The 13,037-nt window shown below is 66.6% G+C and carries 6 protein-coding genes; 3 read left to right on the forward strand and 3 right to left on the reverse strand.

The genetic code is table 11. The annotated features are described in order from the left end of the window. Positions 1-22: 22 nt before the first annotated feature. Together ACRSCF_RS03435 and ACRSCF_RS03440 are read right to left on the reverse strand one after the other, a co-directional pair. Complete coding sequence (locus tag ACRSCF_RS03435) at positions 23-1,756, reverse strand: cation acetate symporter (RefSeq protein WP_016450046.1); 1,734 nt, start codon at positions 1,754-1,756, stop codon at positions 23-25. After that, positions 1,753-2,061 (reverse strand): DUF485 domain-containing protein, encoded by a 309-nt coding sequence (locus ACRSCF_RS03440; protein WP_012207753.1) that lies wholly within the window; start codon positions 2,059-2,061, stop codon positions 1,753-1,755. The genes ACRSCF_RS03435 and ACRSCF_RS03440 overlap by 4 nt, the downstream gene beginning before the upstream one ends. 303 nt (positions 2,062-2,364) lie before the next feature. Here ACRSCF_RS03440 and ACRSCF_RS03445 point away from each other — a divergent pair, with 303 nt between their 5' ends. From ACRSCF_RS03445 to uvrA, 3 genes are all read left to right on the forward strand, one after another. Continuing rightward, complete coding sequence (locus tag ACRSCF_RS03445) at positions 2,365-4,047, forward strand: MFS transporter (protein ID WP_016450047.1); 1,683 nt, start codon at positions 2,365-2,367, stop codon at positions 4,045-4,047. A gap of 411 nt (positions 4,048-4,458) precedes the next feature. After that, positions 4,459-5,448, forward strand: a complete 990-nt coding sequence (locus ACRSCF_RS03450; protein ID WP_016450048.1) for a porin — start codon at positions 4,459-4,461, stop codon at positions 5,446-5,448. A gap of 433 nt (positions 5,449-5,881) precedes the next feature. Further along, the gene (gene uvrA / locus ACRSCF_RS03455; RefSeq protein WP_244387762.1) at positions 5,882-11,839 is read left to right on the forward strand and encodes an excinuclease ABC subunit UvrA; all 5,958 of its coding nucleotides are present in this window, start codon (positions 5,882-5,884) and stop codon (positions 11,837-11,839) included. Positions 11,840-11,842: 3 nt separating this feature from the next. Here the strand turns inward: uvrA and ACRSCF_RS03460 are convergent, their stop codons facing one another. After that, positions 11,843-13,021, reverse strand: coding sequence for an MFS transporter (locus ACRSCF_RS03460; RefSeq protein WP_012207748.1), 1,179 nt, complete (start codon positions 13,019-13,021; stop codon positions 11,843-11,845). Positions 13,022-13,037: the final 16 nt, after the last annotated feature.

Genomic DNA, 13,037 nt, shown 5'->3' on the forward strand with positions numbered 1-13,037 from the left:
GCGTGGTTGCCGCTTCGGCAGCTCAGTGGCCGGAGGCGCCCGAAGCTCCCAGACCCGTTTCCGAACGCACCTGCTGCGCGGGGAACACGGCGCGTTCCCTGGCGGCCTGGGCACTCTTGTCGAGCACCGAGAACAGCCACACGCCCACGAAGCCGATGGTCATGGAGAACAGCGCGGGCGATGCATAGGGGAACCATGCCGAGCCTGCAGGGTTGCCCAGCGTGGCTTCCCAGACCGGGGGCGAGACGATGGTCAGGCCCACCGAGGACGCCAGGCCCATGAAGCCGCCGATCACGGCGCCCTTGGTCGTGCAGTCCTTCCACAGCACCGACAGCAGCAGCGGGGGGAAGTTGGCCGAGGCCGCGACCGCGAAGGCCAGCGACACCATGAAGGCGATGTTCTGCTTCTCGAACACGATGCCCAGCAGCACGGCGATGGCGCCCAGCGTCAGCGTGGTGATGCGCGAGACGCGCAGCTCGGCGGCGCTGTCGGCCTTGCCCTTCTTGATCACGGTGGCGTACAGGTCATGCGACACGGCCGAGGCGCCCGACAGCGTCAGGCCCGCGACCACGGCCAGGATGGTGGCGAAGGCCACGGCCGAGATGAAGCCGTAGAACACGTCGCCGCCCACGCTCTTGGCCACCAGCACGGCCGCCATGTTGGCCGTGCCCGCGCCGCCGTGGATCACGCCCTTGACCGTGTCGGCCATCTCGGGGTTGGTCAGCACCAGGGTGATGGCGCCGAAGCCGATGATGAAGATCAGCACGTAGAAGTAGCCGATCCAGGTCGTGGCCCAGAACACGCTCTTGCGCGCTTCCTTGGCGTCGGGCACGGTGAAGAAGCGCATCAGGATGTGGGGCAGGCCCAGCGTGCCGAACATCAGCGCCATGCCGAAGCTGATGGCCGAGATCGGGTCCTTGATGAAGCCGCCCGGGCCCATGATGGCCAGGCCCGCCTTGGCGGCGGCCGAGGGGTCGGCGCCGTTGTTGGCAGCGATCTCGGAGCGCACGCGCACGCCTTCGGCGAACAGCGCCTCGGGGCTGAAGCCGTACTTGGCCAGCACCATGAAGCCCATGAAGGTCACGCCGGCCAGCAGCATGCAGGCCTTGATGATCTGCACCCAGGTCGTGGCCGTCATGCCGCCGAACAGCACGTAGATCATCATCAGGCCGCCCACCAGCACCACGGCGATCCAGTAGTCCAGGCCGAACAGCAGCTTGATCAGCTGGCCCGCGCCCACCATCTGCGCGATCAGGTAGAAGGCCACCACCACCAGCGTGCCGCTGGCCGCGAAGGCGCGGAACGGCGTCTGGGAGAAGCGGTAGCCGGCCACGTCGGCGAAGGTGAACTTGCCCAGGTTGCGCAGGCGCTCGGCCAGCAGGAAGGTCAGGATGGGCCAGCCCACCAGGAAGCCGATGGAGTAGATGAGGCCGTCATAGCCGCTGGCCATGACCGAGGCCGAGATGCCCAGGAAGGAGGCGGCCGACATGTAGTCGCCCGCAATCGCCAGGCCGTTCTGGAAGCCCGTGATGCCGCCGCCGGCCGTGTAGAAATCGGCCGCCGACTTGGTGCGGCCCGCGGCCCACTTGGTGATCCACAGCGTGGCCACGACGAAGGCCGTGAAGAGAATGATGGCGGTCCAGTTGGTGGCCTGCTTGGCGGCCACGCCGACATCGCCGCCGGCGGCCAGCACGGGCCCCGTCAGGGCCAGCGCCACGGCGGGCGCCAGCAGCATGCGTTGTGCGGAATTCTTCATTTCGTGGCGTCCTTCAGGATGTCCTGGGTGAGCTTGTCGTACTCGCCATTGGCACGGCGCACGTAGAGGCCGGTGACGATCACCGAGAACACGATCACGCCCATGGCGATAGGAATGCCCAGCGAGGTCACGCCCGCGCCAATGGGCTGGGCCAGAAAGGATTTGTCGAAGGCAATCAGCGCGATATAGCCGTAATAAACGACCAGCATCAGCAGCGTCAGAAAAAGGCCCAGGCGATTGCGTCTGGACCGCAGCTCCTGGTATTTGGGATGGCGCTGTATCTTGTCTACCACCGGATCGGTCATGGTTTGTCTCCTGAAGTTGGAATCGCGGCGGCAGCCCCATGGATCTGCAGCCTTGCGGCGCATTCTGGAAAGCGCTTCTGACCGAGTGCTTACGCAGTGCAGCATGGTTTGCCAGGGTTTTTACGGTGCTTTTCACATGGAAAAAGACGGCATCAGGGTTGCTGCTGAGTTAGTAAGAAATCGTTCAGTTCGCCGTCAATTTCTGTAAGAGGTGAGTCAGATTCGCGTCAGCAGGCAGGCGGATAGTGAACCGGCGGGCCTATGGCAAGCCCGCTAAATATTCAATAAATCAAGGAGACAGACATGGCTATCAACGCATCGCAAGGCGCGGGGGTCAAGGCGACCCCGCGGCCCATGACTCCGGAAGAACGCAAGGTGATCTTTGCCTCGTCGCTAGGCACGGTATTCGAGTGGTACGACTTCTATCTCTACGGATCGCTGGCGGCCATCATCGCCAAGCAATTCTTCAGCGGGCTCGATGCGGGATCGGCCTTCATCTTCGCGCTGCTGGCCTTCGCGGCCGGCTTCATCGTGCGGCCCTTCGGCGCACTGGTGTTCGGGCGGCTGGGCGACATGATCGGGCGCAAGTACACCTTCCTCGTGACCATCCTGATCATGGGCCTGTCGACCTTCATCGTCGGCATCCTGCCCACCTACGCCAGCATCGGCGTGGCGGCGCCGGTGATCCTCATCGGCCTGCGCATGCTGCAGGGCCTGGCCCTGGGCGGCGAGTACGGCGGTGCGGCCACCTATGTGGCCGAGCACGCGCCGCACGGCAAGCGCGGCGCCTACACCTCGTGGATACAGACCACGGCAACGCTGGGCCTGTTCCTGTCGCTGCTGGTGATCCTGGGCGTGCGCACCTCCATCGGCGAGCAGGCCTTCGCGGACTGGGGCTGGCGCATTCCCTTCCTGCTGTCCATCGTGCTGCTGGGCATCTCGGTGTGGATCCGCATGACGCTGTCCGAGTCGCCAGCCTTCCAGAAGATGAAGGCCGAGGGCAAGGTCTCCAAGGCTCCGCTGTCCGAGTCCTTCGGCCAGTGGCGCAACCTCAAGATCGTGATCCTGGCGCTGATCGGCCTGACCGCCGGCCAGGCTGTCGTCTGGTACACGGGCCAGTTCTATGCGCTGTTCTTCCTGACCCAGCAGCTCAAGGTCGATGCGGTGACGGCCAACCTGCTGATCGCGGCGGCACTGATCATCGGCACGCCGTTCTTCGTGATCTTCGGTTCGCTGTCCGACAAGATAGGCCGCAAGCCCATCATCATGCTGGGCTGCGTGCTGGCCGTGGTGACCTACTTTCCCGTGTTCAAGGCGCTGACCGAGGCGGCCAACCCCGACCTGGCCGCGGCCCAGGCCAAGAGCAAGGTGGTGATCGTTGCCGATCCCAAGGAATGCTCGTTCCAGTTCAATCCCACGGGCACTTCCAAGTTCACCAGTTCCTGCGACGTGGCCAAGCAGCTGCTGGCCGCCGGCTCGGTCAGCTATGACTCCGAGGACGCAGCGCCCGGCAAGACGGCCTTCATCCGCATCGGCAGCACCGAGATCCCCTCGTTCTCCGTCAAGGGCCTGAGCCCCGAGGAAGCCAAGGCCAAGGACGCCGAGTTCAAGAAGACCGTGGCCAAGGTGCTGGCCGAGGACGGCTATCCCACCAAGGCCGACCCCGCGAAGATGAACAAGGTGATGATGGTCGCCATCCTGACCTACCTGGTCATCCTCGTGACCATGGTCTACGGCCCCATCGCCGCCATGCTGGTGGAGCTGTTCCCCACCCGCATCCGCTATACCTCCATGAGCCTGCCGTATCACATCGGCAATGGCTGGTTCGGCGGCCTGCTGCCCACCATGTCGTTCGCCATCGTGGCCCAGACCGGCAACATGTACAGCGGCCTCTGGTATCCCATCGTCATCGCGGGCGCCACGGCCATCATCGGCACGCTGTTCCTGCGCGAGACCAAGGATGTGGATATCTACGCGAATGATTGAGGGCTCCCCCTGAGGCGCTGACGCGCCTTCCCCCGTATGCACGGCGCCCTCTCTCGCTTCGCGGGAGGGGGGCGACGCCATCGCCGCGAGGCGGCTCTTGCTCGGCGTCTCTGAGTTGGGCCGCGCCGGTTGCATGCGGTGTGCGCAGTATCCGACTGTGTTTTGTGGCGCTGCATTGACGAAAGCCCATGGCGGTTTGCCATGGGCTTTTTCGTATGGCGCTTCTACTGGTTTTCCATGTCATGCCTGTGGCAGCAAAGCATCAGATCGCGCATTTTCAGAGGCGGCCGTACATTTTTTGACATGCCCGCACCTAGAATTCGCAGCAGCCGCAAATGGCACTGATCTAGAGCCGGAGTCGGCCCTGAGATTTCAAGAATACCCACTCAACAATCCCAAGGAGATGCCGAGATGATCAAGATGAACCGCGTTGCCCTGGCCGTGCTGGCCGTGCTGGGTTCCACCACCGTGATGGCGCAAAGCAGCGTCACGATCTATGGCCGTATCAACACCACGATCGAGCGCCAGAAGATCGGTGACGAAAGCGTCAGCAAGATGGAGAACAACTCCTCGCGTTGGGGCATGCGCGGTGTCGAAGATCTGGGCGGCGGCCTGAAGGCCGGCTTCGTGCTGGAAAGCGGCTTCGCTTCCGACACCGGCATGGGCTCCTCCTCCACCGGCGCGCTGACCTTCGGCCGCCAGAGCGAAGTGAACCTGTCGGGCAACTTCGGTATGCTGCGCCTGGGCAACTTCTTCCCCGGCTCGTACTTCGCCACGGCCGACTACGTGAGCATGCACAACCATGACACGGGTTCGTCCTCCGACGCGCTGTACTTCGATCCCGTCTGGTTCGCCAGCGGCCTGGGCACCGCCAACAAGATCTCCTACACCACGCCCAACTTCGGCGGCCTGACGGTGGAAGGCTCGGTCTCCATGCACGAGAAGGCCACCGCCCTGGCCAAGAAGAAGAACGGCTACGACCTGGCCGCCAACTACAACGTGGGCCCCCTGGCCCTGGGCGCCGGCTACAGCCAGTTCGACGAAGACAAGCAGCTGGCCTTCCGCGCTGCCTACACTCTCGGCCAGTTCGTGCTGGGCGGCTACTACCAGCGCAACGACGAAGAAATCCGCGGCACGCGCAACAACTTCCGTCTGTCGGGCATGTACACCCTGGGCGCTTCCGAGTTCCACGTGAACCTGGGCCACGCCAACAAGTGGAGCAACATTGCCGACTCCGGCGCCAACCAGTGGACCCTGGGCTACAACTACAACCTGAGCAAGCGCACCAAGGTCTACGGCTACTACACCAAGGTGGACAACAAGGCCGGCGCCAACTACATGACCGGCGTGAAGGGCGCGGACTTCTCGTCCTTCGCCGTCGGCGTGCGCCACGCATTCTGATCGCCGCGCGGCGTAAGCCGCGAGCAAAGCAGGTCTGTTCCAATCAGCACCTGCCTGCCATCAGGCCTCGTACCGAAAGGTGCGGGGCCTTTTTGTCTGGGCCCGTCTTGTCACAGCCTGATCAAGGAAATACCCATGAGGATCATCGCGGCCGGTTGCCTGGCCTTTGTTGTCGTGTCGCTGCTGGCCATCACCCAGGTGAAGGGCGTGCCGGACGGGCAGGCCATGCCTGCCTCCGTGCAGATGGCCAAGTAAGACCTTGAAAGAGGCACGAGCCCCGGACTGGTTCCGGGGTTTTTTTTATGGTCGCGCGGATTTGTTGAGGAGGCGTTTTTTTGTTTAACCTGTATGAAAATACAGGTATTGAGAAGCGTCCGATGCCTGACGCATGGACTGCCTAGAATGTTTGGCTCCCACTGACCACACAACATCCATGACGCACGGTCTGATTCGAATTCGCGGCGCACGCCAGCACAATCTCCAGAACCTGGATCTCGACATCCGTACCGGCGAGCTGACCGTGGTCACGGGGCCCAGCGGCTCGGGCAAGTCCAGCCTGGTGTTCGATACCCTGTATGCCGAAGGCCAGCGCCGCTATGTCGAGACCTTCTCGGCCTATGCGCGGCAGTTCCTGGACCGCATGGACAAGCCGGCCGTGGACCGTGTGGATGGTGTGCCGCCTGCCATCGCCATCGACCAGACCAATCCCGTCCGCAACTCGCGCTCCACCGTGGGCACGATGACCGAGCTCAACGACCACCTGAAGCTGCTGTTCGCGCGCGCAGCCCAGCTGTTCGACCGCGACACCGCCGTGCCCGTGCGCCACGACACGCCCGACAGCGTGCTGGAGGAGCTGGCCGAGCGTTGCCGGCAGGCCGGTGATCCGCGCATCGCCATCACCTTCCCCGTCGAGCTGCCCGCCAACACCACGGCTGCCGAGGTGGAGCAATGGCTGTCGGCCAGCGGCTTCACCAAGGTCCAGGCCGAGCGCGAGGCCGAGAAGGCCGGCGCCGTGGAGCCTGCCGCCGACGCCAAGGGCAAGAAGGCCAAGGCGGCGGCGCCGCTCAAGGTCAAGATGCTGGACGTGGTGGCCGACCGCTTCCGCCTGGGCAACGTCGAGCGTGCCCGCGCCTACGAGGCCATCGAGGTGGCACTCAAGCGCGGCAGCGGCCACATGACGGTCTATGTGCTGCCTGAATCCGCCGTGGAAGCCGCAGGTGCCCAGCCCACCGAACCCCAGCTGTGGAAGTTCTCGCTGGGCCTGCACTGCCCCGAAAGCGGCCTGAGCTACCAGGAGCCGATTCCCTCGCTGTTCTCCTTCAACTCCGCCGTGGGCGCCTGCGAGGCCTGCCGGGGCTTTGGCCGCGTGATCGGCGTGGACTGGGGGCTGGTCATCCCCAACGACAAGCTCACCCTGCGCACGGGTGCCATCAAGCCCGTGCAGACGCCGGCCTGGAAGGAGATCCAGGACGACCTGATGCGCCACGCCGAGGCCGAAGGCATTCCGCGCGACACGGCCTGGGCCAAGCTCACCGACGCGCAAAAGAGCTGGGTGCTGGACGGCTCGCCCAACTGGAATGGCAAGTGGACCCAGACCTGGTACGGCATCAAGCGCTTCTTCGAATACCTGGAGAGCAAGGCCTACAAGATGCACATCCGGGTGCTGCTGTCCAAGTACCGCAGCTATACCGAATGCCCCACCTGCGGCGGCGCGCGGCTGAAGACCGAAAGCCTGCTGTGGCGCCTGGGCGGCAAGCAGGCCGCCGATGCCGTGCTGCCGCCCGGCGACGAAGGCCGCTACCGCCGCTTCATGCCGAAGGGCGTGGCCTGGAGCCGCGAGCAGCTGGATGCGCTGCCGGGCCTGTGCCTGCACGACCTGATGCAGCTGCCCCTGGTGCGGCTGCGTGATTTCTTCCAGCAGCTGGCGCCGGCTGCCGATGCCCCGCTGCATGACGGCGAGGCCCAGGCCCTCAAGATGCTGCACGCCGAAATCATGGCGCGCGTGCAGTACCTGTGCGACGTGGGCATCGGCTACCTCACGCTGGACCGCCAGAGCCGCACGCTGTCGGGCGGAGAGGTGCAGCGCATCAACCTGACCACGGCCCTGGGCACCTCGCTGGTCAACACCCTGTTCGTGCTCGACGAGCCCAGCATCGGCCTGCACCCGCGCGACATGGAACGCATCACCGAGGCCATGCAGCGCCTGCGCGATGCAGGCAACACCCTGGTCGTGGTCGAGCATGACCCGGCCGTGATGTTCGCGGCCGACCGCATGATCGACATGGGCCCCGGCCCCGGCGCGCGCGGCGGCCAGATCGTCTTCGACGGCACGCCCGAGGACCTGCGCCATGCCGACACGCTGACCGGCGCCTACCTGGGCGGCCGCAAGCAGGTGGGCTTCGGCCTCAAGCGCATGGTGACCGAATCCACGCCGCGCCTCATCCTCGAAGGCGCGCGCGAGCACAACCTGCGCAGCATCGACGTGGACTTTCCGCTGCAGCGACTGGTCACCATCACCGGCGTCAGCGGCTCGGGCAAGTCCACGCTGATCCAGGACGTGCTGGTGCCCGCGCTGATGCGCCACTTCGGCAAGCCCACGGATGCGGCCGGCGCCTTCGAGCGCCTGCTGGGCGCCGACCACCTGAGCGACGTGATGTTCGTGGACCAGTCGCCCATCGGCAAGACGGCGCGCTCCAACCCGGCCAGCTACGTGGGCGCCTGGGACTCCATCCGCGAGTTGTTCGCCATTGCGCCGCTGTCGCGCCAGCGCGGCTACACGGCCGCCAAGTTCAGCTTCAACAGCGGCGACGGCCGTTGCCCCACCTGCGGCGGCTCGGGCTTCGAGCATGTGGAGATGCAGTTCCTCTCCGATGTCTACCTGCGCTGCCCCGACTGCAACGGCACGCGCTACCGCCCCGAGATCCTGGAAGTCACGATCGAGCGCCACGCGGCCGGCGAGCTGCAGCCGCGCAAGCTCAACGTGGCCGATGTGCTGGAGCTCACCGTGGCCGAGGCGGCCCTGCTGTTCGCCCAGGACCGCGAGGTCATCCGCGCCCTGCAGCCCATCGTCGATGTGGGCCTGGAATACGTGAAGCTGGGCCAGCCCGTACCCACGCTGTCGGGCGGCGAGGCCCAGCGCCTCAAGCTCGCGGGCTTCCTGGCCGAGGCGGCCAAGTCCCAGGCCAAGTCGAAGCAGGCGCTGGCCAAGAAGGGCACATTGTTCCTGTTCGACGAGCCCACCACGGGCCTGCACTTCGACGACATCGCCAAGCTCATGCGCGCGCTGCGCAAGCTGCTGGAGGCCGGGCACTCGCTGATCGTCATCGAGCACAACCTGGACGTGATCCGTGCCAGCGACTGGCTGATCGACCTCGGTCCCGAAGGCGGCGACGGCGGCGGCGCCATCGTGGCCCAGGGCACGCCCGAGGAGGTGCGCCAGGTGCCTGGCTCGCACACGGCCCAGGCGCTGCGCGAGTACGACCTGGCCATGGGCGTGGGCGGCGAGGCCGTGCGCGAGGTCGCCCCCATGCTCTACAAGAGCCAGCGCAAGGCGCATGCCATGTCGGGAGCGGCCGCCAGGAATGCCATCGAGATCGTCAACGCCAAGGAGCACAACCTCAAGCAGCTGTCGGTGGAGATTCCTCGCGGCAAGTTCAACGTGGTGACGGGTGTCTCGGGCTCGGGCAAGTCCACGCTGGCCTTCGACATCCTGTTCAACGAAGGCCAGCGCCGCTACCTGGAATCGCTCAACGCCTATGCGCGCTCCATCGTCCAGCCTGCGGGCCGGCCCGAGGTGGATGCGGTCTACGGCATTCCGCCCACCGTGGCCATCGAGCAGCGCCTGTCGCGCGGCGGGCGCAAGTCCACCGTGGGCACGACCACCGAGGTCTGGCACTTCCTGCGCCTGCTGTACGTCAAGCTGGGCACGCAGCACTGCATCCACGACGGCGCCGCGGTGCAGCCGCAGACGGAGGAAAGCATCGCGGCCCAGCTGCTCACGCAGTTCCGGGGCCAGACCATCGGCCTGCTGGCACCGCTGGTGGTCAACCGCAAGGGCGTCTACACCGAGCTGGCCGACTGGGCTCGGCCACGCGGCTACACCCATCTGCGCGTGGACGGCGAATTCCTGCCCACCACGGGATTCCCGCGCATCGACCGCTTCAAGGAACACACCATCGAGCTGCCCGTGGCCAGCATCACCGTCACGGCGGCCAGCGAGCGCGAGCTGCGCGGCCACCTGGCGCAGGCGCTGGAAACAGGCAAGGGCGTGCTGCATGTGCTGTCCGGCCTGGACAACCTGGCCGATGCCATGGCCGGCGGCCGGAGCACGGCCGGCATCGGCAGCCTGCAGGTGTTCTCCACCCAGCGCGCCTGCCCGGTCTGTGCCACCAGCTATGCCGAGCTGGACCCGCGCCTGTTTTCCTACAACAGCAAGCACGGCTGGTGCCCTGACTGCGTGGGCACGGGCGTCAAGCTCACCAAGGACCAGCGCAAGGTCTATGACGACACCCTGCTGGTCGAGGACAACCGGGGCCGCGAAGTCAAGTTCGAAGGCCAGGAAATCGAAGACCTGGCCGAAGTGACCTGCCCCACCTGCCAGGGCACACGCCTGAACGCCACGGCGCGCGCCGTGCGCTTCCATGGCGTGGGCATTGCCGAGATCGCCCAGCTGTCGGTCAACGACGTGCGCCAATGGGTGCAGGCGCTGGCGATGTCGGGCCGCGAGGCCGATATTGCGCGCGACCTCATCCCCGAGATCCAGAGCCGCCTCGAATTCCTCGAGGAAGTGGGCCTGGGCTACCTGACGCTGGACCGTGGCGCGCCCACGCTGTCGGGCGGCGAGGCCCAGCGCATCCGCCTGGCCGCGCAACTGGGCAGCAACCTGCAGGGCGTGTGCTATGTGCTGGACGAACCCACCATCGGCCTGCATGCGCGCGACAACCAGATCCTGCTCAACGCCCTGCACAAGCTGGGCGACAAGGGCAACACCCTGGTCGTGGTCGAGCATGACGAGGACACCATCCGCCGCGCCGACCACATCATCGACATCGGCCCCAGCGCCGGCATTCGCGGCGGCCGCCTCGTGGCCCAGGGCACGGCGGCCGACATCATGGCGGCCGAGGACTCCATCACGGGCCGCTACCTGCTGCATGCCATGCGCCACCCGTTCCAGCCGCGCCGCTGGGTGGGCGAAGGCCAGCCGCCGCAGGCGGCCGCCGAGCTTGCCGCCGTGGCCGAACCGGTGCCGGAACCCGCGCCTGTCAAGGTATCCAAATCCAAAAAGAAGGCCGCGCCTGTCGTTGTCGAAGCCGAACCCGCCTCCGACGCGCTGGGCTGGCTGACCGTGCGCGGCGCCCATTTGCACAACCTGCAGAACGTGGATGCGCGCGTGCCGCTCAAGCGCCTGGTGGCCGTCACGGGCGTCAGCGGCTCGGGCAAGTCCACGCTGGCGCGCGACGTGATGCTGGCCAATGTGGCCGCCTGGGTGGGCCAGCGCGCCACCAAGGCCGGGCGTGATGCCATGGACGCGGGCAAGGCGCCTGCGCTGTCGGGCTGCAAGGGCCTGCAGGGCTTCGAAGGCATTGACCGCGTGCTGGAAGTGGACCAGACCCCCATCGGCAAGACCCCGCGCAGCTGCCCGGCCACCTACATCGGCTTCTGGGACACCATCCGCAAGCTCTACGCCGAAACGCTGGAGGCCAAGGCGCGCGGCTACGCGGCCGGCCGCTTCTCGTTCAACACCGGCGAAGGCCGCTGCCCGGCCTGCGAGGGCCAGGGCATGCGCACCATCGAGATGAGCTTCCTGCCCGACGTGAAGGTGCCCTGCGAGGTCTGCCACGGCGCGCGCTTCAACCCCGAGACCCTGGCCGTCTCCTGGCGCGGCAAGAGCATTGGCGACGTGCTGCAGATGGAGGTGGACGAGGCCGTCGAGTTCTTCGCCAGCATGCCCAGCATCGCCCACCCGCTGCAACTGCTCAAGGACGTGGGCCTGGGCTATCTCACGCTGGGCCAGCCCTCGCCCACGCTGTCGGGCGGCGAAGCCCAGCGCATCAAGCTCGTCACCGAGCTGACCAAGGTGCGCGACGACGTGACCCGGCGCGGCAACAAGGCGCCGCACACGCTCTATGTGCTGGACGAACCCACGGTGGGCCTGCACATGGCCGATGTGGACAAGCTCATCCGCGTGCTGCATCGCCTGGTCGATGCGGGCCACAGCGTGGTCGTCATCGAGCATGACCTGGACGTGATCGCCGAGGCCGACTGGATCATCGACCTCGGCCCCGAAGGCGGAAAGGACGGCGGCCGCATCATCGCGGCCGGCATGCCCGAGGATCTGGTGGCTGCGGGCACGCATACGGGCAAGGCGCTCAAGCCCGTGCTGGCCCGTTGAGCCTCAGGCGCAGGCCACGCCTGCGCTGCGTGCGGAGCCTGCGGGCAGGCGGCTGCTCCAGAAGACCAGCACCAGGCCCACGGCCGTCAGCGCGGCGGCGGCCCAGCCCAGGTTGACCAGGCCCAGGCCACCGGCCAGGGCCAGGCCGCCAACCCAGGCACCCAGGGCGTTGCCCAGGTTGAAGGCCGCAATGTTCAGGCTGGAGACCAGGTTGGCGCCCTGGGGGCCGGCCTGGTCCAGCACGCGCATCTGCATGGGGGCCACCGTGGCGAAGGCCACGACGCCCAGCACGATCACATAGGCCATGGCCACGGCCTGGTTCCCGAAGGCCCAGCGGCCTGCCGCCAGCACCACCATCAGCGCCGCAATGCTCCACACCAGGGCGCGCATCACGCCCCGGTCGGCCAGCTTGCCGCCCAGCAGATTGCCTGCGGCCAGGCCCGCGCCGAACAGCAGCAGGGTCAGCGCCACCAGGCTGTCGCCCATGCGGGTCACCTGGGTCAGCAGCGGCTCCACATAGGTGTAGAGCGCAAACACGCCCGCAAAGCCGAAGGCCGTGATGCCCAGGCCCAGCCAGACCTGGCCGTTGGCCAGCACGGCCAGCTCCTGCGCCAGCGGCGTGACCTCGGGGCGGCCCTGGTCGCGCGGCACGAAGGCGGCCAGGATGGCGAAGGCCAGCACGCCGATCGCGGCCACGGCCAGGAAGGCGCTGCGCCAGCCGAACATCTGGCCGATCCAGGCGCCGGCAGGCACGCCCAGCAGGGTGGCCAGGGTCAGGCCCGAGAACATCAGCGCAATCGCCGACGCCTTCTTGTCCACCGGCACCAGGCCCGTGGCCACCACGGCGCCCACGCCGAAGAAGGTGCCGTGGGTCAGCGAGGTCAGCACGCGCGCCGACATCAGCCATTCATAGCTGGGCGCGAACGCGGCGGCCAGGTTGCCGGCGATGAAGATCAGCATCAGCGCCAGCAGCAGGCGCTTGCGCGGCCATTGGCGCGTCAGCAGCGTGAGCACCGGCGCGCCCACGGCCACGCCGATGGCGTAGCCCGAAATCAGCGAGCCCGCCGTGGGAATGCTGATGTGAAGATCCTGGCTGACCTGGGTCAGCAGGCCCATGATGATGAATTCCGTGGTGCCGATGCCAAAGGCACCGGCCGCCAGGGCGAGTAGGGAAAGAGGCATGGACGGATTCCTTGTG

The sequence above is a fragment of the Delftia sp. 11MD genome (genome assembly GCF_050907895.1).
GTDB lineage: Bacteria > Pseudomonadota > Gammaproteobacteria > Burkholderiales > Burkholderiaceae_C > Comamonas > Comamonas tsuruhatensis.